Raw genomic sequence first — 24,912 nt, 5'->3', positions numbered from 1 at the left:
TGCGCCGCGTGCGTTCAGGCGCTAGAGGAGATTCCGGGTGGCAGTTCAGGTCTGGATTGGAGAAAAACCAGAGCATGCCAACGAACGTCGCGCAATTATGGCGCTGGCGAGTGGGCTTGATCGTCTCGACGGCCTGTATCTGATCCTGGCCGATTTCACGGTTGGCGGGCGCAGCATCGACCTGGTCATCGTCAAGCAGGACGGGGTCTTCATTATCGAACTGAAGCATTGTGATGGCAAGGTCTTCGGCGATGTCAACGGTCCCTGGTTTGTTGAAGGCTCCAACGGCGAGCGCAAGCGGTTGAACCCCGGTCGGAAGAACCCTTACAACCAGGTCATCTCCTACTACTACAATCTGGTCAATTTTCTCAACGACCACCGTGCCGAACTGTTATCGCCCCAGAAGGCGAAGACCGTCGATTTTCGCACCTGCCGGCGTCTCGTGGTCATCGCACCAACGCTTCAGGAAGGTTCGCGCGTCGAAACCGACTGGAAGGTCGATCTGAAGGGGCTTGATGAATTGCCCGCCTACCTGGTGACTGAGCGGTCAAGCGAGATTGACCTGACCGATGAGGAGATGCTGCGCATCCCGGAACTTCTCCATCTGACCCGCTGGACAGAGATCAACACGCTGCTGGCTGGCGTCCTTCCGCGCCTCGACGAATCGCCGGTCGTGATGGAGCGCGACGTTCCGCAAAAGCAGCTCGCGATCACGGCGCCATCAGGATCGATGACCGCACCAACCACTGCGCCAACCGCGGGTGAACCTTCGGGAGCAGCCGATGCTGCTCCAAAGCCGCAAGCGCCGCCCACACCCACGCCATTCTCACAGAGTCTCCTGCGTCTGTGGCAATCCTGGACAGGACGCATCGCACTGGCGTCGAGCCTGATCATTGTCGTTCTTCTGGGCATTCTGTTCGGTCAGGGGCGGTCGCTGCCTCGTCCCGATCAACCGGCGCAGAGCATGGTGGTTTCAACCAGCCTGCCAGCCGGCGGCGCCGACGCCGGAGCGATCTCGTCGGTCAGTTCCTGCGTCTGGAGCGGCTTTCAACCGGTGGGGCGCCGTATGATGAATGGCAGGTGGGAAAATGTCGGTGTCGGCGGCAACGCTCCGGGGTTGACGCCCGATGTCGTGGTGACGCTCGAGGAAGTCGAGTTCTGCAATGGCAGGATCACGCTCAAATGGAGTCTGCGCAACAATTTGAGCGATGAGAGTGTCGCAATGCCGCTGACTGCCGAGAATATCGAAGTGCGCGACTCGGTCGGCACGCGCTATCTGGTGACGGATGACCTTTCACAACCGCGTGAACTGCGCGCCCGCTCGGGCGAACGGGTGCGGGGCAGCGCCATTATTGATCGTCCGGTCAATCTGAACGCTTCGACACTGGTGGTTGTTCTGAAGAATCTTCCCTTCGGCGAAACGACCTGGCTTGTTCCCACGCCTGGCGCAGGATAGATCCCGTTGTTCGGTGTGATTGCGAGCGAAGCGACGCCGATCACGATGTTCGCTGCCGCCGGACAGGGTGTGTTCAAACACCCGGCACAGAAGCGCCTCGCAATGACCGTCGCTCACACCCTCGGCGAGCGTCCGGTGAGCCGGGTGAACGCCTGATACCCCAACCAGCGGAACGGCTCTGGCGGTATCGGCGGGTAGCGCCCTTCATAGAACGGCAACCAGCGCCAGCGACTATCGTCCCCGCCATACAGGTCGGCAATGAACTCGCCGGCCAGATTGGCGAGCGTGACGCCATGACCGGAGTACCCCAGCGCGTAATAGACGTTCCGGTACTCGCCCCACCGTCCCCACAGCGGCTGGCGGTTCAGCGTAATGCCCAGCACTCCGCTCCAGCGGCAAGCGATCGGCAGGGTTGCGGCGGAGGGAAAATACCCCGCCAGCGTCTGCGCAATTGCCGCCTGTGACTTCCGGGCAAGCGCACTTTCCGGGGGCAGGCGGGTGCGATTGTTGAACAGGTAGGCGTATGCCTGATTGCTGCCGCCGCCGAACACCAGATGCCCCGTGCGCGTCAGCGCACCATACGAAATGCGATCCAGGTCGTCAGCGAACCCGGCGAATGCCCGCCAGCCCAGACGCTGTTGTTGCTCCGGGGTCAACGGTGCAGTGGCGAAAACGCTCGAATGAAGCGGAAACAGCGCATCGCGGAACAACCCCAGCTTACCGGTGTACCCATTGGTTGCCAGCACGACCGCTGACGCGCATACCTCTCCCTGCGGCGTTGTGAGCCGAATGATACGACCGGTCTGAATGCGCAGCACCGGCGTCTGCTCATAGATCGCAACACCGCGCTCTTCTAGAATGGGACGCAATCCGCGCACGAACTGTGCGCCGTTGATCTGCCCCGTCTCTGGTTCGAGCGTTGCGCCGTAGACGCCACACGCATCGAACTGTGAACGTAGTTCACCGGCGTGCAGGAAGCGCACCGGAATCCCCAATGCTTGAAGATATTCGGCTTCGGCGTGCGCCGCCTCGGCGCGCTCCGGGCTGGTATGCACCGTCAGTGTGCCATCGAAGCGGTGTTCCACTGGCAGGTAGTGGCGCTCGATCACGGTGCGGATGGCGACCAGCCCGGCGCTGGTCAGGTCGTAGACCTTGCGCGTCAGATCGGGATCGCTGGTGTCGATGCCATTGATCCAGTTGAGCGCCAGACTGCCGTTGCGTCCACTGGCGCCATTCGCCAGCGATGTCGCTTCGAGCAGGATAATGCGACGCTGTGGAAAACGATGCACAATATGATATGCCGTACTGACGCCGGTGAAGCCACCGCCAATGATCGCCAGATCGGCGCTGATGGCGCCTCTGAGCGGCGGACGTGGCTGATAGTCCGGTGTTCCGGCGTGCCAGAGCGACGGCGTATCGTCGAACTCCAGGCGTTCTGGCAGCAACCGCGCCGCCAGGGGCCAGGTTCTGGCAGTAAGCGCAGCAGCGCCTTCTAAAAGGCGTGTTGTGAATGATCGTCGGGTTGAAGCCATAGTGATACCAAGTGGCGTTCAGTCAGACACGATGTTCGAGCGTTCGTTGTGCAAAGCGCAACGGTCAACGCGCACCGGCAGGCATGTCGTGGACGCAGACTGCGTATTGGCAAGCAGCCCCAACGGGGCTTTCATGTCCTCAGCGAGGGCTTTAGCCCGCAGCGCCCCTGCGCTCTGCTGCACGCCCCGGCAAGAATGGTTTTTGTATACGTATTCCGCTATCCACTCGTCCGTCCGGCGGCCGAAGCCGTGGGCTACAGGCGCCAGGCCCACCTGCGCGGGCTGCACCGGGCGATACCGGATTGTGTTCTCAAAGACCATTATTGTCCAAATGACCGCGCATTCGTATAAGTAGAACGCGACATCTGAATCCAGAGCGCAAGGTAAGGGTTTCTTCCTGTCAAACGCGCTTCTCCAGCAGCGGCGCTGTCATTGTAACAGGAAACACAACGTCCCTGACAGGCGTCGCCTGCCTGGACTGCATGCCCGCGCTCACTGCCCCAAAACCTCGCCGGCGCGTAATGTCCGCTCCCCACGTCGCCCGCACGTTCAGTCAGATGCCCGCACCTCCAGGGCGCCGCCCGCGTGCTGTGAGGGCGGGCGCGCCGCCCGCGTGTCCCGCCGCTGCCCGCGTGCTGTGGGGGCGGGCGCGCTGCCTGCGCTCCTGGTGTTACATGTGTTCCCAGGAGCAGCGTGTATCCCTGAACGGTTGGTAATACCCTGGTGATATTCGTTCTATATACTCACAACAAGTCGCGTGTATGCGACCATGATCTGAGAAAGAACACAAAGAACCTGCGTTGTTGTCGAGTCGCAGGCGCATTTTCGTCAATCAGCCCTGTACGCTCTCAGGAGGAAACAAACGTGTCGTGGAGTCTGACCCGCAAAACTGCCATGATTGCAGTCGCGTATCTCGTTATTCTGAGCATCCTGGCGACCGATCTGACATTCACCGTGATTGAAATTCAGAAAATCGCCAACGATGTGAATCAGTCAATTGTAGAGGATGTGCAGACTGTCGGAGAAGTCAGTCTCACCCTTCAGCAAATCCTGACCGAAGCAGTTTCATATGTGCAAACCGGCGATCCCGGAGAGTATGAGGAGAGCGCCGAATTCCTGCAGAAGTTGGAGGAGACGGTGGCAAGATTGCGCGGATCTGAAGCCGTGTATCGCGATGTCCTCGATAATGCCGCTCAACACGACGGTCTGATCGCACAGGAGGCAGTGGCGATTCTGAATGCAGCGCAGCGCCTTCACGGCCGGCTGCCGGTCGACCTGGAGGGGCTGACCGACGAACAGCGCGAAGCGATCTACGCAGAGATCGAGACGATCGAAGAGCAGCGCGAGTCGTTTACAGAGCACGCAAATGCACATTTTGCAGACATACGCAACGTTGCCCGGCAGTATATAGCCGATGATGTCGCGCTCACCTTCGGCGGCATTGCGCTCGCTCTGGCTGCCATGGTCGCGTTGACCGCAGGTGTGCTATGGCTGATCGAGCGACATATTGTTCGCCCTCTGCGATCACTTACAAATGCTGCGGGCAGTCTCGCAGAAGGGCGTCTGGAAGGTGAATTGCCGGTCACGAGCAATGATGAAATCGGCGCCCTGCAACAGACGTTCAGCCGCATGGCGGCGACGATCCGGCAGCAAACCGGCGATCTCGAGGCGCACTATCAGGAGATCAAACAGGCGCGCGATGCACTCGACGCGGCGCATCAACAGGCGCTCGAACAACTGGCGGTCATTCAGCGCCAGCAAGAAGCCATTCGTGAACTCAGCCTCCCTGTGCTGCCGGTCAGCCACGATACGCTGGTGATGCCGCTGGTCGGCGCGCTCGACAGCGCCCGGTTGCTCCAGGTGCAGGAGCAGACGCTGGAACGGCTCGCGGCGACCCGCGCCCGACGCCTGCTGCTCGACATTACTGGCGTGCCGATTGTAGACAGTCATGTCGCGCAGGGGTTGATCCGCGTCGTGCAGGCGGCGCGACTCCTTGGCGCAGAGGTGACGCTGATCGGCGTGCGCCCCGAAGTGGCACAGTCCATCGTCGGGCTGGGCATCAATCAGAGTCATATTCGTACTTGCCGTGACCTGCAAAGTGGATTGAGTCGAAACGGAGGACGCGCGTGATCCGCCTGACGCAACAACAGATTAACCATGGGACGTTTGGATTGCTCAATAGCATGACTGCCGTCGCGCTGCTGATCTCGTTCTTTTTGGAGGTAGACCAGGCTACGATCCTCTCAATCCTCGCAGGTCTGGGGATCAGCGGCAGTTTGTGGTTCGCCTATTGGCGCGGTTGGGAGCCTGCTCGTCCGCTGCTCATTGTCTTTCTCACTCTGGTGATCGTCTTCGGTACGAGTGATCAGTTTCTCGCGTCTCACTTCAACCATGTCATCTATGTCATCCCGGCGCTGGCGCTGGTGCTGACCGATCCGGTCTGGATTGTCGGTAGTGCGCTGGCGCTCCTGACTGTTTTTGCCATCCGCGCGGACGGCGGTCCCTACGTCAACCCTTTTGAACTGGCAACATTCCTGTTGATTATCGGCGGCATGGTCTTCAGCCGACTGGCAATCGACAATGTGCAGCGTCTGGAAGCGGCAAAGCGTGAAGCGGAAGAGGCGCGCGCGCGCGCCGAGCAGCGCGAACGCGACCTTGCGGCGCAGGCGGAAGAACTGGCGCAGCGCAACGCCGAACAGCAACGCCTCCTCGAACTCGTCTCGGCACTGGAGACGCCAACCATTTCGCTTTCGGAAGGGGTTCTGCTGGCGCCGATCGTCGGTGCAATCGACACCCGTCGCGCGCAGGCGCTGACCGCGCGCCTGCTCAAAGACGTCAGCGCCCAACGTGCGCAACGAGTCATCCTTGATATCAGCGGTGTGACGGCGGTCGATACGCAGGTGGCGCAGGCGCTCATTCAGACCGCGCGGGCGCTGAATCTGCTCGGCTGCCAGGTGACGCTTACCGGCATCTCGGCGACCGTGGCCATGACCCTGACCCATCTGGGAGTGGCGTTGGAGAACATTCACGTTGTCCGTTCGCCGCAGGAGGCGTTGATGGAGCGTGCCAGATAATCAGAGCGCAGTGTTCAGGTTTGTCCAGGAGGCACTGATCTATGTCCCTGTTGTGCGGGTTATCATACCGGCTCACGGATCTATTCACCGTCCGATTGGCAGCGCCGAGGGATGCGTACCGGCGCACGATCATGTGGGGAGTCGCCGGTATTCTTGCTGGACTGGTGTTTCTCAGCAGGTATCTTCCCAATCTACTGGTGCAAACAATGCCCGTGCAACTGGCCGATTGGGCATTCATCGTGCGTGCTATCCAGGTGATGGCGCTCGGCGGATGGATCGCCTGGCGACAACCCTGGCGCGTTGCTACACCATCACAGCAACGGCAAGGGCGCTTCATCATGCTCATCAGCGCAATTCTGCTCTTCCCGGGAATGGCAACGGTGTTGCTCGAGCCGGATCCGCTCACATCGCTCCCATACTATGTGGTGCTGGCGGTCTGTCTGGTGCAGGTCTTCTGGTTGAGCCGCCGCAGTCTCGTGAGCCTCGCGGCAATTCTGCTGACAGCCAATCTCATCTTGCAGCAGGTCGCGTTAAGCGATCTGGTCAGAGGTCCTGGAACAGTGGGCGCGCCGCTGGTCTACGACCTGATCATTCTGGTTGGGAGTTTTACTGTTACCTGGTGGTTCGGATTGCTGATAGCCCTGATCTTGCCATCCGCTATCACGGCGCTTTCCGTTGCCGGCATTCTTGCCACGCCGCTCGATTGGGGAACGGCAGCGCTCTACAGCATCTTGCTCAGCACGTATGCCGGTCTCACGTCGCTCTATACGCGCAGCCTGAATAGTGCGCTGCGGGAGGCGGCACACCGCGCAGACGAGCTTGCTGCCGCCCGGCAGACGCTGGAGGAAACCAATAGCCAGCTGGAGCAGCGCATCGCCGAACGCACCGCTGCGCTCGAGCAGGCGCTCGCCGCGCAGGCTGCTCAGGCGCAGGCGCTCGCCGCAAGTCTGGCGGAACAGCAGCGGCTCAACCAGACTATCAACGATCTCTCGTTTCCGATTATTCCCGTGCGCAATGATACTCTGATCCTCCCGCTGATCGGCGTGCTGTCGACGCCACGGGCAAGCGCATTGATCGGAGCGGCCCTCAAACGCATCGAGCAGACGCGGGCGCGGCGGCTCTTCATCGATGTGACGGGCGTCGCCGTTATGGATACGCTGGTGGCGCAGGCGCTGCTGCAACTGGCGGCAGCCGTGCGCCTGCTCGGCGCCACGATGACGCTGGTCGGCATTCGCCCGGAAGTCGCCCAGACGCTCGTATCGCTCGGCGCCGATTTCAAAGAAGTGCGGACGGCCGCAACCCTGCAAGAAGGCCTGGCTGGCATCGACAAGATTGGTGCGTCATAGATGTGTTGTGCGCCGTAGCGCCGTTGCAAGGCAACGGCGCTACGGCGCGTTTCGCCCCTCTGCTGGTCGCTCACACGTGTGTTTTTTTGGGCAAGCCCTCACGTTGAACGGCTTGGCCGCTGCAACAATGATTGCGAAAGCTTAACCCCAGTTGGCCGGATTCTTGATAGGATGGTGACAGCAGAGCCTTTCACAGTTGAGGTGAGGGTGTCCAGTGTGCGCGAGATACTGATGCCAGGCGCTCCAGTGAAAGCGAGGAACCATGGTTGGGCGCACTATCCTCCTCCTCACCGTGCTTCTCGCGCTAGTTATCCTGCTCGTCGGCAGCGTATCGACCATCTCGCCGTTCGCTTCGTTTATGTACGTTCCGAGGCTGCTCCAGCCGACGAGTACGTCGCCAGTGGACATGACCAACGCCCTCCAATCCCACCAACTGCAGGTGAGTGCAGGAGGCCAGCATACATGCGTCATCAATAGCGCCGGGCAACTCTACTGTTGGGGCGCCAACTCCGATATACCGGACGGTTTGTACCACGTCGTACAGGTCAGCGCCGGAGGAAGCTACACCTGCGCCATAAATGCCGCTGGCGCGCTATGGTGCTGGGGAATAAACCGCGATTGGCAGGCGATTGTGCCAACCGAATCTGGGCAGCGTTACGCAGGTCAGTGATGGCGAATACCACGTCTGTGCCATAACCGCCGATGGCACGCTCCGTTGCTGGGGAAGTGACGAGGATGGTCAGGCGACCGTCCCCGCTGACGTGGGCAGCGTTGCACAGGTCAGTGCGGGCGGCTTCCACACCTGTGCCGTAACCAGCGCTGGCACGCTCCGCTGCTGGGGGGATGACGCGTATGGCCAGGCGACCATCCCCGCTGACCTGGGCAGCGTGACGCAGGTCAGTGCGGGCGACTCGCACATCTGCGCCGTGACCGCCGACGGAACGCTCCGCTGCTGGGGGGACGGGAACGATTATGGCCAGGCGACCGTCCCTGCCGATCTGGGCAGCGTGACGCAGGTCAGTGCGGGAGGCTCCTTCACCTGCGCCATAACCGTGGATGGCGCTTTGCGCTGCTGGGGGGCAAACTTCTCTGGCCAGGCGATGGTGCCCGCCGATCTCACCAACGTCATCCAGGTCAGTGCAGCAGTCAGCAATGCCTGCGCCGTAACCGCCGCCGGCACACTGCACTGCTGGGGGAATGATGCATCTGGCGAAGCGACAACACCCGCTGATCTGGAAAACGTCACGCAGGTGAGCGTGGGATTGCACCACGCCTGCGCGTTGACCGCCGACGGCGTGGTACATTGTTGGGGAGAGAACATGTTCGGTCAGGCGACAGTACCGTGCGATCTGGAAGCGGTCAGAGAGATCAGTGCAGGACACTTCCATACCTGTGCTGTGATCACCGACGGCACGGTGCGTTGCTGGGGCGCAGACATCTTTGGTCAGACAACCGTGCCGCGTAATCCGCTTGGCGTGCTGACCATGCCGAATGACAGCGCCTGCCCCGTCAACGATGATTGCATTCCCCCTTACCCGGTAGAACCAGGGCAGCCTCCGCTGTTGCCCATCTTCCTGCCCCTGGTCCAACGTTGAGGCGTCTTGGCGCGATCACCGCCGCCTCGCGCTAATCATCAGCGGCCCTGGGCATTTCTGCACTGGCGATCGCGCAGATGGTGCGCGCAATAGCGATGTCACCACTCGACCAGCGGGTTCATCACGATCAGAAAACACTGGCGAAGCGAAGAGTAGAGCGTCGAAGCGATCGAGCACCCCTCCCTGGGCGCCCAGAAGGGCGCTGAAGTCTTTGATCCCCAGTGCACGCTTCCAGCTCGATTCGACCCGGTCGCCGATCTGCCCTGCGATCCCGATCACAGCACCCATGCAGGCGCCGGTCTCGAACGACCAGCCGATCGTCGGACTCAGCACCCCGCCCAGCACGACGGCGCAGATGAGTCCGCCGATAGCGCCGGCGATGGTCTTGCCCGGGCTGATCTGCGGCGCAAGTAAGCGCCCGCCAGACAACTGCCTGGTCAGCTGGGCAAAGGCGTCATTCCCGGCAATGATCAAATACAAAAAGACGACCCGGAAGCCGCCATCCTCACCATGCCAGAGCCAGAGGAGCGGCGTCAGGCAGAGCGGAAGGTACACTATCGCGCCTGCTATGCCGATCAACCGTGGACCGAGCCGGCCACGCACGTCGATCAGTGCGCTGGCAGCCGCGGCGATCAGCAGCATTCCCAGCCAGAGCGACAGATATGCTGGGGGGTCCAGCCATTCGGCGGCGAACACCAGACTGATGGTGGCGGCTGGCAGACCGGTGCGCTCGAGTTTGCTCAACCGCAGCACCTGGGCGATCTCCCAACCGGCGCCGCCGCCGATCAGCGTGAGCAGGAGCGCCAGACCATGCCAGGACGCTGGCAGCCAGGCGGCTGCCAGGAAGATCAGGTTGAGTGCAATGTAGGTCGGGTATTTGCGCCACACACCCGGACCATGGTCGGCGGTCCGACACTAGCGCCGCGCCAGAGACAGCCCGATGCTCAGCGCCAGAAACACGCCGTAGATCAGCAACACCTGAAGATGCCGGGCGCTCATCGCAATCGACCCATCGACCAGCAGTAGCAGCACAGGCGCTGTGGGAGAACGCATGCGTGCAACTCGCGAACTTCCTCCCAGATCTCGCCATCCAGCATGAGGCGGTACGGCGTCGCAGATCGAAGGCGTACCGTCCGTGCACGGAACTCGTACCCGCGTCGATACATAGAGATGTGTGACAGCACGGCCAGGTTTTGAAGAATCTGCTGCCAGAGTCTGTTTTCGGCGATCAGCAGTTCACACCGACCATCCAGCAGGCTTGCGTTGCGAAAGGCGTAGAAATTGCCTGCATGCCTGTGTTATTGATCATCAAATTGGTGAGGCGCACCTTCAGCGGCGTCCCGTCGATTTCGACGTCCAGGGTCAGTCCTGGCATCCGCGCGGTCTGCACAATCGAGGCGCTCACATAACGGAATGAGGTGAGCGCACGCGGCAGCCGTCCAGCCAGCACAACGGTGTCGGCGGCATACCCCAGTGACAGGGTGCTGACCATCAGACGACAGATGCGTTCAGATGGCGTATCGAACGTGACCTAGAGCAGATCGATGGTTTGTCGCCTGTCTGCACGGCGGGCAGCCAGTGCGTGATCGATGGATGCAATCCCAAGATCACGGGCCAGCCCGTTGCCGGTTCCTCCAGGCAACACCAGAAGATGCTGGCGATCAAGACGCATATGGTTGACCGCCTCGGCAATCGTGCCATCTCCGCCACACACGGCTATTCCATCTGCGTGTGCGGACTCCCTGAGAGCTTCGGCGATCTGTTCGTAGTTGCGGGTGATGGCTACATTGCTTCCCAGTTCGCGTTGCATACGGCGGCCCACCTTCCGCAGCCATCCATTCGTGTGATGGCCGGCGGATGAATTGATGATCGTCAGCCAGCGTTGTGGCGGAGACCGTGTGTCGGGCGCATCGAGCCGCTCCATGCTCTGCTGATTGGCGCGGGCATCAATGACTGTGTGCATGCTCCTCCCCATTGACCGGAGTTACGCGGTCGCCTCGCGGACGAGCCGCGTGACGGCTCCTTCCGCCTTTGGCAGAGTGGCGCCTGCTGTCTCTTGTAGTGCGGTGCGGCGGCAACGCCGCGACGCACCGCCACAATCGGGAGCGCCACGCTGTAAGTCCTGCCCATTGAGCGCTATCGTGCTCACCTCGAGGTCCGGCGCCGGAGAACGAAGAGAATCGACCCCATATGTTCATTGACCTGCGAGCAGATCAACTGGAGCTGCAGTCCTTCAGTCGAAGAGAGAACAAACATGCCCATCGCAAGGTAGAACAGCGGCAAACTGTACTGGTCGGCAATAAAGGCATGCGACACGAAGAAGTACATGAGAACCGAGCCATAGCGCTTGGAATGCAGATGCAGATTGGCAAAGCGCCGAAACTTAATGGCGCCGACCAGGAGCGATGCACCATAGAGCGCAATGCTGACGATCCAGATCAGACCATGATCGCGGTAGACTTCGGGCTTCAGCATCCAGAGCCACACCAGGCCCGATGGAATGAGCAGGTTGTCAGCCAGCGAGTCGAGTTTGCTGCCGAACGCCGAGACCTGGCCGAGACGCCGGGCGGCATAGCCATCCAGCACATCGGTCGCAAAGGAGATGATCAGGCCGATGCCCAGTACGACCGGCAGCTTCAGGAATGCGAAGGCCCACAGGATTGGCAAGAGAACGATTCGCGCCGCCGTTAGCTGATTGGGGAGCAGCTTCATCTGCTCGGCGAGAAACCTCAACCGTTCACGCATAGCGGCATCGCTTTCTAATAGGTTTTGTACGTATACCCCTCCTGCGAGACTCTGCGCGCAGCACCGCGAATCCAGTACGCCAGCGTCCGTACAAAGCCGTGATGCTCGAAGCCGCGTGGCGAATTCCACAGGATCATGCCCGCACAGAAGCGCCCCCGATAGACCGATTGTCGCCAGAACCTGCGGCTGAACCAGAGACCTTCGCCAATGACCGGCTCGTAGCCGCCCAACCGCAGAAACAGGTCGCGCCGGATCGCCAGATTGTTGCCCATAAAGATCATGCGCCGGAAGAACAACTGTGATACCACGACTGAAACGATGACGCCAACCACATACAGGTTGTACCAGAGTCGTTTCCACAGACGCGGATGGACATAGATGCTCAGCCCTGACGCCGCGCCGATGTCTGATCGCGCAAAAACAGCGCCGCGCGCTGCGCAGCCACCCCTTCGCCAGCCTGCAGTCGGCGTCAATAAAACAGACAATATCTCCGCTTGCCGCCAGCGCACCCCGATTGCGGGCATGGCTGAGGCCGCGTTGTTCCTCATGAACAACGATACATCCCAGTTGCCAGGCGAGCGGCGCCGTCTGATCAGTGCAGCCATTATCAACCACGATGATCTCGCAGGGCTGCTCCTGCTGCGCCTGGATCGATCGAACGCAGTCTTCGATGAGCGCTTCTTCATCGAGCGCCGGGATCACAAACGAAAAGCGAAGGGGACATGGGCGTGCGGGCGTAGGGCGCTGATGGACATGTGTCCCGAGCATCCGGCGGAGCGGCCAGCCATGTCCGTGGGTGTTGCACGATGGCATGCGCCTGTTCATAGGGCGTGATCGATTCACACATACGGATGCTGTTACTATACATAAAGACCTGGTGATCGGTCAAGCCGCTTCCGGCTCACGCGTTGCCTCCAGGTCATGCCAATCCCAACAACGCCAGACTGTCGCGGTGGATGATGGCTTCAATCTGATCGTCCGGCACTTTCGGCAACCGCGTCCCATCGACGATCTGATTGACATTGCGCAGCGCCGTGATGGTTTCATCGGGGGTGGCGATCGGAAAATCGGAAGCCAACAGCAACTTGTGCATCGCACCCCATTCTGAGCATTTCAGCAGACACTCATAGAATGAAAAGGGGCGGTAGAAGAGACCTGAAATGTCGGCATAGACGTGGGGATGTTTTCGTATGACCGCAATCGTGTCAACCTGCCAGGGATGCCCCATATGCGCCATGATGATCCGTAATTCGGGATAACGGATGGCAATCTGGTCCATGATCAGCGGGTGAGCCAGCCGTATGGGCGCGGTGCGCACGGGTGATGTGCCCTGATGAAACAGGACTGGCAGGCCGAGCGACTGGGCGCGTTCGTAGATCGCCAGGGCGCGATCCTCGAGCGGATCGAAGTTCTGGTAGTTTGCCGCCAGCTTGATGCCGCGCAGTCCCAGATCGCGTACACAGGAGTCAATTCTGGCGAGCGCCTTTGGGTCATACGGATGGATCGACATAAACCCGATCAACTTGTCGGGATGGGCGCGGACGAATTCCGCCGTCGCTTCGTTCGGGTCGATAGGCGCCGGCGAATCCAGAGCGAGCGGCGTGCCGGTGACGCCGCCGTCATTCGAGCCAGGCGACCAGGCGATGGGAAACACAATAGCGCGATCCACCGGTGTCATCGCCGCCAGGTGATCTTCCCAGTTGTACACAGCCCGCACAGGCCGGTCGGGGCGCCATTTATCATACGTTTCCTCGCGATCCGGCGGCACAGGGCCACGGTACTGCGGGGTGTGGGTATGAACGTCGATAATCATTGGAAAGCCTTCTTTTACGCCACGCGATAGCGTGCGATCACCTCTTCGTCGAGCGTAATGCCCAGCCCCGGTTCTTGCGGCACGCTCACCCACCCATCCACCACCGGAAAGGTTTCGCGGGTCAGTGTCTGCCGCAACGGTCCCTGCTCGACGCAATACTCCAGGAGCGAAGCGTTTGGCAGCGCCGCCAGGAAATGCAGCGAAGCGGCGATGCTGATGCCGGTTTTGTAGGAGTGATTGACGCACAGACGATGACGCTGCGCCGCCATTCGCCCGATCTGGATCGCCTGGGATAACCCGCCGACTCGCGCCACGTCTGGCTGCACTACTGCCAGACCGGCATCCAGCAGCGCCTGAAACCCGCCAAGGGTGGTCTCCTGTTCCCCGGCGGCGATACGGATGGGCGAGACGGCGGTCAGGCGCGTATACCCTTCGAGATTGTCGGGATGCAGCGGCTCTTCGAGCCAAAACGGATTGTATTCAGCAAACTGATGCGCACGCCGGATCGCCGTCGCCGTGTCGTAGCAGATTCCTGCGTCGATCATCAGGTCGGTGCGATCCCCCAGCCCGCGCCGCGCCATCCGCACCAGGGCGAGATCCATCTCCTCGCTCGTTCCGATCGGTCCCCAGCCGAACTTGACCGCCGTGAACCCCTGGTCGACGAGGCGGCGGGCAAGATCATACGTTTCTGCGGGCGTCTCCTGGAACAGGATCGACGCATAGGCGCGCAAACGGTTGCGGAAGCCGCCGCCGAGCAGCCGATAGACCGGTTGCCCCATCACCTTGCCGGCAATGTCCCACAAGGCGATGTCGATGCCACTGATCGCCTGCTGCGCCGCGCCGCCGCGCCCGAAGAAAATCGACCCCTGGTACATGGCATGCCACAGGCGCGCAATATCGAGCGGATTTTCGCCGAGCACGCACAGCCGTAATCCGCGCGCAATCTGATGGGACATCGGCGCTTCGATGATGGCTTTCGCCGCCATCGGCGACGAGTCGACCTCGCCAACGCCGATGATCCCTTCATCGGTGTGAACTTTGACCACCAGCGTGTCCTGCGTGCCGTCGGCGCGGTCATCTACGATTGGAAGTTGCAACCAGATGGCTTCGACATCGGTAATTTTCACAAACCTCTCCTTCTACTATGGCAGGTGAAATGGTCGTGCCAGCGTTGCGAGGCAGTCGCCCTGGCGCACGAGAGGGAACGCGCGCCGACTGATCAGCAAGCCTTCCGTTCTGGCCTGCACGAGCGTCGGCGGCTCGAAGGGCTGCTCGATTGAATGGATCTGACCAAGCGCCTGACCTGTGATGATCCACGCGCCCATTTCGACGAAAGGCTCGAAGATGCCGCTCACCGGCGCCATGATGTAATCGTCGTACTGATCGGCGGCTATGATCTGCGCAGGCGCGGGCGGCGGTTCGGGCGCCTGATCGGTCAGGATGCCTGCCTGACGCAGCACATTGCGTACCCCCTGCTCCGTCATGCTGAGCATCTCGGCGCCAAACTGCGCAGCGCTGCCCATTTCTGTGCCAAGCGTCAGCTTTCCCAGACGTTCGGCTTCGCCAGGCAGCAGACCCGTGCCGCCCACATCGCAATAGAGCAGGACGTAGGGCGCGCCCCACGCCAGCGCCAGATCGATCATGGCGCGCAACTGGTCGTGGTTGGGAACCTTGTGCATGCTGACCAGCGGCAGAAAGTGCGCCGACCGTCCGCCGGAGTGAATGTCGATCACCAGATCAGCCAGCGGAAAGAGCGCCGTCGTGACGTAATGCGCGATCATCTCGGTAATCGTTCCGTCGGCGCGTCCGGGGAACACGCGATTCATGTTTTTGCCATCAAGCGGTGACAGTCGGGCGCCGGCGGCGAGCGCCGGTCGGTTCAACAGGGGGAGGATGATGATCCGCCCACGGATACTGTCTGGTGCGAGGGTGCGCGCCAGGTTCAGCAGCGTCACCGGTCCTTCATACTCATCGCCGTGGTTGCCGCCGAACAGCAGCGCCGTCGGTCCGGGCGCGCCATTAATCACAGCAATCGGCAGATATTCGGTCGCCCATCCGGAGGTATTGGTCGATTGCGGAATAGCCAGTTGGCCCAGTTGTTTGCCAGGCCGCTCGAAATCGATCGTGGTTACGATCTGCGTTGAACTCATAGACGCTCCAGTCCGCTGATGGCGGCTGCAATGGTTTGCTCCAGGCAACCGGGAAGGAAAGGAGATTGCTGTTCCTGATACAGACCGCTGCCATACGCATCGCGGGGCGGGAGATAGCCCAGTGTGCCATTGGTGCAACCAAGAACCAACACAGGTTGGCGATGAAATCGGGTGCGGAGTTCGACCTGCATCCGGGCATACGCTTCGTTGGGACAGGCGACGAGGAGCGCATCACCTAACCGCCAGAACCAGAGCGTCATCGGATACACCGGCTCATCGCCAAGGGCCGCCTGGAGCATGCGGCGCCGCAGCGCTTTCTCCGCCTCAGCGATGGCATCGCTGCGGTCAGCCCCTGGAGGATCGACCGGCGTGAGGTCGGGCTTGCGTTGCAGCGGCACGAGCGTACTGTGATGCCGGAGAGTCGCACAGCGTCTTTGGGCAGAGTCATCAATCGGCTGATAATCCCAGGTAGCGAGGTTGGCGCCCGAAGCCACCACTCCGGTGTAGACGAAATGTGATGCAGGCGGTGGTAATGCCTCGAACGCCGCAGCGGCGGCATACGCCAGTTGGCGGCCATTCCGATCGGCGACTGCGGGATCGCCCACGAATCCTTCACGTGGACCGAGATCGCCCGCAGCGCCATACAGGAACAGGCAGGGTGCGCCGTAGATTGATTCGAGCGTTTCCCGCAGAGCGCCGACGTAATCCGGCGAGAGCAACCGATTCTGCCAGGCAAGGGTCGTCGGGTGGCAGGCGTAGTTGACCAGTGTGGCCATGATTGTGCCATCCTCTGCGGTCACGCGACCGACGAGCACCGTATCGTCGGCGGGCGCCGCCGGATTATAGCCGCAGGCATATCTGCCGATATCCGGCGCCCAGAAATCGCGATTTGCCGCCAGTGCACAGCGCCCATACCCGTAGGTGATCCACGCCGGGCGCAGCGCGGCTCTGGCTTCAATTATCGCCTCGATGAGCGCATTGGTCAGAGCATCGATGTATAGTTCGATCAAGTGCGCGCCGGGTTTATCGGTGATCTGGCTATTAATGCACGCGCCAGCGTGGGTATGCGAGAAATTGATCAGCAACGCATCTTCGTCCAGCCCGATTGCGCGCAGGACGGCGTCTCGGATGCGGCGCTCATCGGGAAGGTACGGAAACCAGCCCACATCGAGGGCCACGAGCGCCAGCACCGGAGCATCCGCGTGAATATGGCGCATCACCAGCGCCGTCGCCGTGAGCGGCCGATGCACCCCCTCGGCGACATCGTGGCGCGCAGCCGCCCAGGAGCGTGCATAGATGCCAACCGGCGGCGTCACATCGCGGCGCGCGACGCCAACCGCACAATGGGTAAAACCATGGATCTGCGTCAGGTTCATGGATTGCCTCGCTTCTGATGACCACTGTGTCGGCCGGCGCTTCCTCGATGATAGAGTTTGTGCCAGGATGCTTCGCGGGTGCTTTGTTTCCTCTACATCCGTGATTGCAGAGCGTTGATCCGCACCGTTTCCTCCAGGCGGCGACGTAAAAAATCGATCGACTGCTGATCAATGGTGAATACCACGGTAATGATGGGAAGCACGGGGTTCAAGGCAAGCAGGCGTTCACGGCACGAGCGCGTGACCACAAGCGCGTCGACTTGCTCGATCATTTCGTGGAGGCGGGTCCGATCATCGATCAGCGCAGAGACAACCACCGAGGTCGGGTGATAGGTGCGAATGATATGGGACAGACTCTCAACTGTTCCCGGCGAGTCGCACACAAGACCGAACGTCGGCACATGCAGGCGTGCCAGCGCAAGCAGCGATTCATGGGATGGCGTCGCCAGGACGCCAACCACCCGCTGACGCGCTGAAGCCGGTACAGCCTGGCGAATCTGCCCAAGATGCTGAAACGTGGTCACAATCAGATCGTAGCGGTGTGCCGGAGTGACCGGATCGCGCAGGACATCATCGAGCAACGCCCGATCCATTGGCGCATCGGCAATACTTTCGATCTCGTCGCCGAGCGTTTCAACATCGCGCCGGTTGCATTCGACGAACAACACGCGAGGCGCCTCAGACCCATACGACTGTTGCACAGCGTTGTGGATCAGGTCGAGCAACTGGCTGCGGCTTAACCCTGCCTGCTGAGCAGCCTGAACGAAGCGCTCGATCTGCTGCTGTAACGTTGGTTGATTGTCCTCTGATCTGGCGCAAACAAATGCGCCTCGACCGCGTGATACTTCGATCAACCCGCGTTGTTCCAGTATCTGGTAAGCGCGTGCAGCGGTATTCTTATTCACCTGATACTGTTCTGCAAGTTCACGGACAGTTGGCAGGCGCATGCCGAACCGGTACACGCCGGCGCGGATCTGTTGCTCCAGAACATGCACAATTTCACTTGCGCGCAGTGAGCGTTGTGCGGTTTCGCCGTGCGAATCAGAATCGGTTGTGTCTTTCATACAGTTTTGGACGCCTGACAAAAATATTCAGACATAATTAAGACAATAGAGGACAGTTTGCATACAATATGGCTGCTGCCCCTAAGAACATAGCAGAACCTGTCCAAAAAGTCAAGCATGCCGTCAGACAGGGGTGCAGTCATGATGCGTCAGGAACCACGGTGTTGTATCTTCCGCTCTGTGTCGCCAATCCCGACCAGGGGCATCAGCGTGGATGTGAGCGCCCACACTGAACGAATGCAGCCCCGTGCAGCGGAGCTGGCTCAGGGGCGCGCTGCTGCACAGCGTGTGTGCATACCCTGAGCCGGTCGAAGGGGGCGCGCCGCGGTCGCGCAGTGTGCTGAAAATGCTTAGAGCCTATTCGGAAAAGCTCGTTGGGTAGGCGAAGGCATTGCCTTCGCCTACCCAACGAGCTTCATTCAGCGATTTTTCGGGCAGGCTCTTAGTGATTTATTTAGCCCGCAGCATCAGAATGCCGCCTGACAATCCATGCCCGCTTCCAGACAGCCGGATGCGGTTATGAAGTCGGCAGCGCCTGGGGTTCGGTGGCAGTCGCGGGGATGGCACATCGTCGTCTAACCCAGGAAGCGATGAATGACATTTGAGGTGATACGTGATACGTGCGGATCAACCAGCAGTGCAAGCGGCCAGGTGATTGATCCGACCGAGAAGACGCTGCCGCCGCTGCTGGTTGTGTAGGACGCCGTCTCAGCGCCGCCATTGTCTGGATTCAGCCCTTTCGCAAGCAGATCCGTTCCCGCCGGCGACGACGCGCTCATTTTATCCGTTTCGTGGCCGGAGGCGCCTCCAGGGCAGCGTTCGTGCAGACTCTCCGCGCCAAAGATATCGCCGTTTTGTAAGCCTGTGCCTTCAAGCACCCAGTGATCCGCCTTCACTACCCGGTATGGAGCGGCAGTCATAATCCCGGCGTCGGTCGTGACAACGCCGAGCAGGCTGGCTTCCGGCGCAACAGTGGCGTGGAACCTGCTCTCGAAATAGACACCCGGGCGCTGCGGGTCGCGCATGCCCAGGCTGCCGTCGCTGCTGAGCAGCTGCGTCTTGCAGCGCATTGTCGCACTATCCAGGAACTCGACTTCACAGTTGAGACCGTTCCCTCCCAGATACATCAGTTTGCCGCCGCGCTCATCAACCCATGATTTCACTCGCTCGAACATGGTGCGCGACCAGTACTCCGGGTGAACACTGAGGATCAGGACGGCGTAGGCGTCGAGGTCGAGCGTGCCATCGTGGAGGTGAGCGTCGGCGTACAGGTCGTAGGCGAACCCTTCGCGCTCCAGCCATCCGAGCAGGCGCCACTCTGCTGGCGCCAGGCTGCTGGCCAGTCGCCCGGGAACCGGATCGAGAACGTGGGCATTTCCGGGTACACTATTCCCAATTTCGGGTCTGTCGAACGACAACGGCGCGTAGGCGTCATTGGGCGCGTGCCATTCGGACAATCCGCTTCCTGCATAGCGCGGCAGATCGAGCCGCGCGTTCACCGTTGGAGTCGGCGGGAGCCGGGTTGCGTTGATGTAATTGCTGCGCCCGCCAAAGTTGTTGTAGGCGTTCCAGGTATTGGTGGAAGCAAGCACAGCAATGGTGTGCGCCGGTTTCGCGGGAGCGACGACCCACGGAAACGCAAAGAATTCGCTGGCTTCATTCTCGGCGTGCAGGTAGTACAACCCTGATCGCTCAGGCGCCGTGACATATTGGGTGTGGTGCAGACTGCCGTACCCCTGGGTATTCCAGCGCACCCCCGTCTGGGTATAGTCGCCGTCGGGCGTGACCTGCATCACCGCGCGCGGACCATGTTCGTCGAACCAGCCAAGCGGGCGCACCCGGACTTTCTCCCACCCGTAGCGCCAGAGACTCAGGTGATACGGGGTCGTCGAGTGGACGCGGAATTCGCTGCGTTCGCCGGAGCGCACCCATTTGGGCCACATATAGCCGAGCAGGCGGTCGGAAAGCAGGCGAAAATGGTACGGGCGTTCGGCGGATACCGTGACATTCACTCGTTTGGCGCCATATCCCGGCTTGTGCAGAATCACCTGATACATGCCGGGAGCGATGTCGGCATGGACAGCGCCGCTCGGCGTTGATCGCACAACCGCGACGGTCTGCCCGTTCGCCGTGAACTCTAACGCCACGTCGCACAGCGCCATATATCGTTCATCGCTGACATATCCGATCAGCACGGCATGCCTCCTTGACATATTCCGCTCTCCGCTCGTCCGCCCGGCGGCTGATAGAATTTGAATAATTATTCCGCTATCCGCCTACCCGCCCGGCGACTGAAGTCGCGGGCTATGGAAAGCGAAGCCCGCCTGCGCGGGCTTAATCGGGCGATGTCGAATTATGTTCTCACAAACCATTAGCCCGCAGCGAGACGGCAGATCCTGACACATCATGCCCGCACCCCTCGCGCCTCACCCCTCGCGCCTCGCGCCCCTCTCGCCTCGCGCCCCTCGCGCCTCGCGCCCCTCGCGCCTCGCGCCCCGCGCCTCGCGCCCCTCTCGCCTCACGCCTCACGCCTCACGCCTCTCGCCTCACGCCTCACGCCTCACGCCTCTCGCCTCTCCCCTCTCCCTCTCAATCCGTGCGATACCGCTCGACCTTTCGCTCGTCCAGCGCCACGCCCAATCCCGGTCCCGACGGCGCTCTGACGATGCCGGCCTGAATCGGCAGCGGTTCAGCCAGGATGTCGGACTCATAGAAGAACGGACCGATGATGTCGCAGGGGAACGTTTCAGCGTCAATGGCTGGAGTCGCGAGCGCCAGGTGGATCATGGCGGCGCTGCCGATGCCGAGTTCCAGGTTGCTGCCGACCGTGCAGACGATCCCCGCTGCTTCGGCAATCGCAGCAATCTTTCGTGCAACGCCCAGGCCGCCTTTGCCGACGTAGACCGACAGGACATCGGCAGCCGACGCTCGCACGAGCGCCATCGCGTCATGGGGCGCGGCAACGCTTTCATCCGCCATAATCGGTATTTCGACCTGTCGCCGCACCTCGGCCATCCATGCCACATCGAACGGCGCGACCGGTTGTTCGGCGAAGATGAGATCGTGATCGGCGAGCCGCCGGATGGTTTGAATGGCTGTGCGCGGCGACCATCCGCCGTTTGCATCGATTGCCAGCCGAATGTCGGGGCCAACCGCAGCGCGCACGGCGCGCACCCGCGCAATATCCTGCTCAGGTTCGATGCCAACTTTGATTTTCAGGGTGCGGAAGCCCTGTTCAACCGCCCATACCGCAATCTGCGCTGCTTGATCCGGTTCACGCTCGGAGATGGAAAACTTCGTCGGCACGGCGTCGCGCACCGGACCGCCAAACAGACGGTAGAGCGGCAAGCCGGCGATCTTGCCCAGCACATCCCAGAGCGCAATCTCAACACCGGCTTTGGTGAAGGGGTGCCCGGCTATCCCGCGATGCATACGCAGCGTGAGACGTTCGATCGCCGTCGGGTCTTCGCCAATCAGAAGCGGCGCAAGGTAGGCAGTGATGCAGTGAACAGCGGTCGTCTGGTCTTCCCCGCTCCAGATGGGCGTGCACGACACCTCGCCCAACCCGATCACTCCTTCGTCCATGTGGACCCTGACCAGCACGAAGGGAGACTCCGTATGGCTGCCGCGACCGCCCTGGATTGCGAGTTGCTGATTGATTGGCACGCGCACCGGAATGGTCTCGATGTGCGAAATCTTCATTGGGTCACCTTATCGAACTCCAGAAAAGCATGAGTCACGGCGTCAACGATGGCATCGAGATACATGCGCCCGTCCTCTGCCGTCGCCTGTGCCGGGTTATCGCGGTACCCATCGATTGCCTGCCAGAACCCGTGCGTTTCCAGGCGAAACGGCGCCGCTTCCGGCGGCTCGTTCTCCTCCGTCCAGGCGCGGGATGGCAATGGCAGACGCACAAGTTCGGGGCGCAGCGCAAGCATCAGCGCACTCTCGAAGCCGCCAGCGTGCCCGGGCAGGCGTTGACCATGATGGGCACGCAGAGCGATCAGTCGCGCGCGCGCGCTCTCCCAATAACTGGCGGCGCCGATCCGCAGCGGATGCCGGAGCGCCATATCACGCGCTACGAGTTGCATGATTTCCTGGTTGCCGCCATGCCCGTTCAACATGAACATGCGCCGAAAGCCGCAGGCGCTCAGCGACGTCACGATGTCAACGAGCAACTGATAGTAAACGGTTGTGCTGAACGAGATCGTACCGCCGAAGGGGAGGTGATGATCCGATGATCCGAACGGCAGCGTTGGCGCAACAACCATTGGAATGTGTTGTGCTGCCGCTGCTGCGGCGGCGCGTGCCACATACTCAACAATGATCCAGTCGGCGCCGACGGGAAGATGGGGTCCATGCTGCTCCACTGCGGCAATCGGCAGGATGAGCAGCGCACTCACGCTGGCGACGCGCAGATCGTCACGCGTCAGTTCATGAAAGAGGTGAACTGACGAACGTTGACCGGTCATAGCAAACCTCGTGCGATTCGATGCCGGATACGCGGCTCATCGAAACGGACGCGGCAGCGGCGGATGCCCAATCGTCCAGCCGCCGTCGACTGCCAGATTCTGACCGGTGATATACGATGCCTCATCGGAAGCCAGAAAGAGTGCTGCGGCTGCGACTTCGTCGGGGCGCCCCATGCGGTCGAGCACCGTCATCTCGCGCCAGAAGCGCGAGATGTCTGGATCGTGTTTCAGGCGCTCGATATCGGGCCGGCCAGAATCGATGATGCCGGGGCTGATGGCATTGACGCGAACACCGTGCTTGCCGAAGTCGATCGCCATAGAACGCGTCAATCCAAACAGGGCGCTCTTTCCTGTCACATACGCGGCGTGATTGGCGGCGCCCGTCATGCCTTCCACTGAGGCAATGGTAACAATCGATCCACCGCCGGTTTTGAGCATCTCCTGAACAGCATACTTCGAGCAGTAAAAGACGCCGTCCAGGGTCACAGCAAGCACGGCGCGCCACTCTTCGGGCGTCATGGCTGCGGCATCGAAGTAACCGCCCAGGTGCGCGGCGGCATTGATCAGAATGTCGAGGCGTCCATAGCAGGCGACGGTTTCTGCAACCGCTGCGCGACACTGTTCGGCGATCGCGACATCGCAGAAGATGAACTGTCCGCTCATAGATTCCGCTGTGCGCCTCCCGTCGTTTTGGTTGATGTCGGCAATTGCGACGCGCGCGCCCTCCTGGGCGAAGCGCCGGGCGCATGCTGCTCCAATTCCGGTTGCGCCGCCGGTGATCAGCGCCACTTTGTCGAGTAGCCGCATATGGTTGCTCCTTGTATCGTTTCGCTTGCAGTGATGCCAGGCGTGATCGCGCGTATGTTCATCTGTGCTGCTCCAGTGATACATCTCGCAACAGCGCCAGGCTTGCATCAACCAGAATATCGGCGGCTTCGGGAGCAAACGGCGTGATCTCGATTTCGTATCCGCCCAACGGATAGGCATCGGCGGTGGGGATGTACGCCCAGCCGATATTCGCGTAACCGGTGAAGAGCGTATATGGAAAGGGTGAGCCGGCCTTTACACGTCTGCCAATGTTGCAGAACGGTTCGCCTGGCACGGCTGGCAGGGCGATCTGGTCGCCAATCGCAAAGGTTTGCAGGGTCACGGTGCGATAGGTGTGACCCGCATTGCGGCGCGCAAGATCGGCGCGCATGCCGGCGCGCTTTGCCAGCATCGTCTCGGTGCGGATCGCCTCGAGATCGCCGCCTTCGGCGCGCAGATGGTTGAGCCGTGCGATATGCTGCGCTGCCGCCGCAGCCAGTTCGGCAGCCGGGGCGAACTGTTTCAGCGGCAATTGCGCCTCGCGCACACCAACCCGGAGCGTGGCATCGAGGTCGGGCAGGCGCTCATCTTGGTAGATCGCCAGTGGCGCGCCGGACTCCAGCGTTCCGGCGTAGCGCTCACGCCGCCGCCACGGTTCGAGTTCCCACCAGATCCGGCTCACTTCGTGGCCCAGGATGCTCCCCAACCGCCGATACTCAGCCAGACCATTGCGGGCGACGCCCCGGATCGGTCCGAGATCGCCGGCTGCTCCCTGAAGGAACAGGCATGTCGCGCCGGTGGACTGTTCGACGACGCGCTTCATCACCCCTGGATAGTCGGGCGTAATCAGGTCGCAATCAGGACCGACCGTAATCGGGTGGCAGGCATAGTTCACGATCACCGCCAGTGGCGCCCCATCCAGATCGTCGAGCCGCACGACCTGCACCTGATGATCAACCGGACCAGCCCAATTGCGCCCACAAACGACCACGCCATCTTCAGGTCGCTGAAATCGCCGATTAACGTTGATCCGCGCCTCGCCGGAACCGGCAGCAATGCGCACCGGGCGCATCCGTTGCAGGGCCTGCCGGGCGACACCGGCGATATGATGTTCTAGAATTGCGTCGTAGGCTGGTGTAATCTCGGCGCCTTCCTTCACCCACGAACTCCAGGTTGCGCCGTTAACTGGCCCGGAGTGGGTATGGGTGTAGGCGAGACGGATATGCGAAGACGGCAGACCGGTCGCATGCTCCACCGCCTGCATGACGCCGGGCGCCTCCGTATCCCAGAGGTAGACCAGATCAATATCAACGATCACAACCGTCTCGATCCCATCAGAGAGCGCCAGCGCCGTCGCCCAGAGCGGCAGATCGACGCCAGCGGCCCGCTGATGGGTCTGCGCGCCCCACCCGGCATGGGCAATTCCGGGGGGCGGCGTGATATCTGTTCGAGCGACTCCAGCGTGTAGTCGTCGCGCCATGG

The 24,912-nt window shown here is 61.3% G+C and carries 23 protein-coding genes and 1 pseudogene; 6 read left to right on the top strand and 18 right to left on the bottom strand.

What is annotated here, in order from left to right; translation table 11 throughout:
• Window positions 1-37 precede the first annotated feature (37 nt).
• On the top strand, window positions 38-1,456 hold the full coding sequence (locus AC3EA7_RS00315; protein WP_488612023.1) for a nuclease-related domain-containing protein: 1,419 nt from the start codon (window positions 38-40) through the stop codon (window positions 1,454-1,456).
• A 113-nt stretch (window positions 1,457-1,569) separates the two neighbouring features.
• Here AC3EA7_RS00315 and AC3EA7_RS00310 read toward each other — a convergent pair whose 3' ends face one another.
• Window positions 1,570-2,988, bottom strand: a complete 1,419-nt coding sequence (locus tag AC3EA7_RS00310) for an NAD(P)/FAD-dependent oxidoreductase (RefSeq protein WP_488612022.1) — start codon at window positions 2,986-2,988, stop codon at window positions 1,570-1,572.
• An 864-nt stretch (window positions 2,989-3,852) separates the two neighbouring features.
• Between AC3EA7_RS00310 and AC3EA7_RS00305 the strand changes: the two genes are divergently transcribed.
• The 5 genes from AC3EA7_RS00305 (at window position 3,853) to AC3EA7_RS00285 (ending at window position 9,003) form a co-directional block, all read left to right on the top strand.
• Window positions 3,853-5,118 (top strand): HAMP domain-containing protein, encoded by a 1,266-nt coding sequence (locus tag AC3EA7_RS00305; RefSeq protein WP_488612021.1) that lies wholly within the window; start codon window positions 3,853-3,855, stop codon window positions 5,116-5,118.
• Window positions 5,115-6,062 (top strand): STAS domain-containing protein, encoded by a 948-nt coding sequence (locus AC3EA7_RS00300; protein ID WP_488612020.1) that lies wholly within the window; start codon window positions 5,115-5,117, stop codon window positions 6,060-6,062. The genes AC3EA7_RS00305 and AC3EA7_RS00300 overlap by 4 nt, the downstream gene beginning before the upstream one ends.
• Window positions 6,063-6,103: 41 nt before the next feature.
• Window positions 6,104-7,408, top strand: coding sequence for an STAS domain-containing protein (locus AC3EA7_RS00295; RefSeq protein ID WP_488612019.1), 1,305 nt, complete (start codon window positions 6,104-6,106; stop codon window positions 7,406-7,408).
• Between the two features lie 262 nt (window positions 7,409-7,670).
• Window positions 7,671-8,078, top strand: coding sequence for a hypothetical protein (locus AC3EA7_RS00290; RefSeq protein WP_488612018.1), 408 nt, complete (start codon window positions 7,671-7,673; stop codon window positions 8,076-8,078).
• Window positions 8,038-9,003 (top strand): RCC1 domain-containing protein, encoded by a 966-nt coding sequence (locus AC3EA7_RS00285; RefSeq protein ID WP_488612017.1) that lies wholly within the window; start codon window positions 8,038-8,040, stop codon window positions 9,001-9,003. Before AC3EA7_RS00290 ends, AC3EA7_RS00285 begins: the two co-directional genes overlap by 41 nt.
• Before the next feature lie 15 nt (window positions 9,004-9,018).
• Here AC3EA7_RS00285 and AC3EA7_RS00280 read toward each other — a convergent pair whose 3' ends face one another.
• The 17 genes and pseudogenes from AC3EA7_RS00280 to AC3EA7_RS00200 form a co-directional block, all read right to left on the bottom strand.
• Window positions 9,019-9,891 carry a phosphatidate cytidylyltransferase gene (locus AC3EA7_RS00280; protein WP_488612016.1) on the bottom strand — a complete coding sequence of 291 codons (873 nt, stop codon included), beginning with the start codon at window positions 9,889-9,891 and terminating at the stop codon, window positions 9,019-9,021.
• Window positions 9,892-9,918: 27 nt separating this feature from the next.
• Window positions 9,919-10,056, bottom strand: a complete 138-nt coding sequence (locus tag AC3EA7_RS00275) for a hypothetical protein (RefSeq protein WP_488612015.1) — start codon at window positions 10,054-10,056, stop codon at window positions 9,919-9,921.
• 175 nt (window positions 10,057-10,231) lie between these two features.
• Complete coding sequence (locus tag AC3EA7_RS00270; RefSeq protein ID WP_488612014.1) at window positions 10,232-10,495, bottom strand: hypothetical protein; 264 nt, start codon at window positions 10,493-10,495, stop codon at window positions 10,232-10,234.
• Between the two features lie 39 nt (window positions 10,496-10,534).
• Entirely contained in the window at window positions 10,535-10,966 is a 432-nt protein-coding gene (locus AC3EA7_RS00265) for a diacylglycerol/lipid kinase family protein (protein ID WP_488612013.1), read from the bottom strand.
• A 182-nt stretch (window positions 10,967-11,148) separates the two neighbouring features.
• Entirely contained in the window at window positions 11,149-11,748 is a 600-nt protein-coding gene (locus AC3EA7_RS00260) for a CDP-alcohol phosphatidyltransferase family protein (protein WP_488612109.1), read from the bottom strand.
• A 14-nt stretch (window positions 11,749-11,762) separates the two neighbouring features.
• Window positions 11,763-12,233 (bottom strand): hypothetical protein, encoded by a 471-nt coding sequence (locus AC3EA7_RS00255; protein WP_488612113.1) that lies wholly within the window; start codon window positions 12,231-12,233, stop codon window positions 11,763-11,765.
• Window positions 12,226-12,516 (bottom strand): annotated as a pseudogene (locus AC3EA7_RS00250) (glycosyltransferase family 2 protein); the annotation flags it as partial. The gene AC3EA7_RS00255 and the pseudogene AC3EA7_RS00250, both read right to left, overlap by 8 nt.
• Before the next feature lie 151 nt (window positions 12,517-12,667).
• Entirely contained in the window at window positions 12,668-13,561 is an 894-nt protein-coding gene (locus tag AC3EA7_RS00245) for an amidohydrolase family protein (RefSeq protein ID WP_424835465.1), read from the bottom strand.
• Window positions 13,562-13,575: 14 nt separating this feature from the next.
• A complete protein-coding gene (locus AC3EA7_RS00240; RefSeq protein WP_488612012.1) occupies window positions 13,576-14,688 on the bottom strand; it encodes a mandelate racemase/muconate lactonizing enzyme family protein in 1,113 nt (370 codons plus the stop codon).
• Window positions 14,689-14,703: 15 nt separating this feature from the next.
• Window positions 14,704-15,711, bottom strand: coding sequence for a succinylglutamate desuccinylase/aspartoacylase family protein (locus tag AC3EA7_RS00235; protein WP_488612011.1), 1,008 nt, complete (start codon window positions 15,709-15,711; stop codon window positions 14,704-14,706).
• Entirely contained in the window at window positions 15,708-17,087 is a 1,380-nt protein-coding gene (locus AC3EA7_RS00230) for a neutral/alkaline non-lysosomal ceramidase N-terminal domain-containing protein (protein ID WP_488612010.1), read from the bottom strand. Before AC3EA7_RS00230 ends, AC3EA7_RS00235 begins: the two co-directional genes overlap by 4 nt.
• Before the next feature lie 92 nt (window positions 17,088-17,179).
• Window positions 17,180-18,151: a GntR family transcriptional regulator gene (locus AC3EA7_RS00225; RefSeq protein ID WP_488612009.1), complete on the bottom strand. Its 972-nt coding sequence runs from the start codon at window positions 18,149-18,151 to the stop codon at window positions 17,180-17,182.
• 575 nt (window positions 18,152-18,726) lie between these two features.
• Window positions 18,727-20,346 carry a N,N-dimethylformamidase beta subunit family domain-containing protein gene (locus AC3EA7_RS00220; RefSeq protein ID WP_488612008.1) on the bottom strand — a complete coding sequence of 540 codons (1,620 nt, stop codon included), beginning with the start codon at window positions 20,344-20,346 and terminating at the stop codon, window positions 18,727-18,729.
• Window positions 20,347-20,740: 394 nt separating this feature from the next.
• Complete coding sequence (locus AC3EA7_RS00215; protein ID WP_488612007.1) at window positions 20,741-21,853, bottom strand: mandelate racemase/muconate lactonizing enzyme family protein; 1,113 nt, start codon at window positions 21,851-21,853, stop codon at window positions 20,741-20,743.
• Entirely contained in the window at window positions 21,850-22,623 is a 774-nt protein-coding gene (locus tag AC3EA7_RS00210; RefSeq protein WP_488612006.1) for a creatininase family protein, read from the bottom strand. The genes AC3EA7_RS00215 and AC3EA7_RS00210 overlap by 4 nt, the downstream gene beginning before the upstream one ends.
• A 36-nt stretch (window positions 22,624-22,659) precedes the next feature.
• On the bottom strand, window positions 22,660-23,430 hold the full coding sequence (locus tag AC3EA7_RS00205; RefSeq protein ID WP_488612005.1) for an SDR family NAD(P)-dependent oxidoreductase: 771 nt from the start codon (window positions 23,428-23,430) through the stop codon (window positions 22,660-22,662).
• 58 nt (window positions 23,431-23,488) lie between these two features.
• Window positions 23,489-24,910, bottom strand: a complete 1,422-nt coding sequence (locus AC3EA7_RS00200; RefSeq protein ID WP_488612004.1) for a neutral/alkaline non-lysosomal ceramidase N-terminal domain-containing protein — start codon at window positions 24,908-24,910, stop codon at window positions 23,489-23,491.
• Window positions 24,911-24,912 lie beyond the last annotated feature (2 nt).

It is taken from the genome of Roseiflexus sp. (genome assembly GCF_057785375.1).
Note: the sequence above shows the minus strand (reverse complement) of the source record. Positions and strands in the feature narration are given on the sequence as shown.

Coding starts and splice junctions, on each gene's coding strand:
- AC3EA7_RS00245 (WP_424835465.1), bottom strand. CDS start 13,561: ATGATTATCGACGTTCATACCCACACCCCGCAGTACCGTGGCCCTGTG.
- AC3EA7_RS00225 (WP_488612009.1), bottom strand. CDS start 18,151: ATGAAAGACACAACCGATTCTGATTCGCACGGCGAAACCGCACAACGC.
- AC3EA7_RS00235 (WP_488612011.1), bottom strand. CDS start 15,711: ATGAGTTCAACGCAGATCGTAACCACGATCGATTTCGAGCGGCCTGGC.
- AC3EA7_RS00310 (WP_488612022.1), bottom strand. CDS start 2,988: ATGGCTTCAACCCGACGATCATTCACAACACGCCTTTTAGAAGGCGCT.
- AC3EA7_RS00290 (WP_488612018.1), top strand. CDS start 7,671: ATGGTTGGGCGCACTATCCTCCTCCTCACCGTGCTTCTCGCGCTAGTT.
- AC3EA7_RS00265 (WP_488612013.1), bottom strand. CDS start 10,966: ATGCACACAGTCATTGATGCCCGCGCCAATCAGCAGAGCATGGAGCGG.
- AC3EA7_RS00295 (WP_488612019.1), top strand. CDS start 6,104: ATGTCCCTGTTGTGCGGGTTATCATACCGGCTCACGGATCTATTCACC.
- AC3EA7_RS00275 (WP_488612015.1), bottom strand. CDS start 10,056: ATGCGTTCTCCCACAGCGCCTGTGCTGCTACTGCTGGTCGATGGGTCG.
- AC3EA7_RS00230 (WP_488612010.1), bottom strand. CDS start 17,087: ATGAACCTGACGCAGATCCATGGTTTTACCCATTGTGCGGTTGGCGTC.
- AC3EA7_RS00270 (WP_488612014.1), bottom strand. CDS start 10,495: ATGGTCAGCACCCTGTCACTGGGGTATGCCGCCGACACCGTTGTGCTG.
- AC3EA7_RS00260 (WP_488612109.1), bottom strand. CDS start 11,748: ATGCGTGAACGGTTGAGGTTTCTCGCCGAGCAGATGAAGCTGCTCCCC.
- AC3EA7_RS00205 (WP_488612005.1), bottom strand. CDS start 23,430: ATGCGGCTACTCGACAAAGTGGCGCTGATCACCGGCGGCGCAACCGGA.
- AC3EA7_RS00210 (WP_488612006.1), bottom strand. CDS start 22,623: ATGACCGGTCAACGTTCGTCAGTTCACCTCTTTCATGAACTGACGCGT.
- AC3EA7_RS00215 (WP_488612007.1), bottom strand. CDS start 21,853: ATGAAGATTTCGCACATCGAGACCATTCCGGTGCGCGTGCCAATCAAT.
- AC3EA7_RS00200 (WP_488612004.1), bottom strand. CDS start 24,910: ATGGCGCGACGACTACACGCTGGAGTCGCTCGAACAGATATCACGCCG.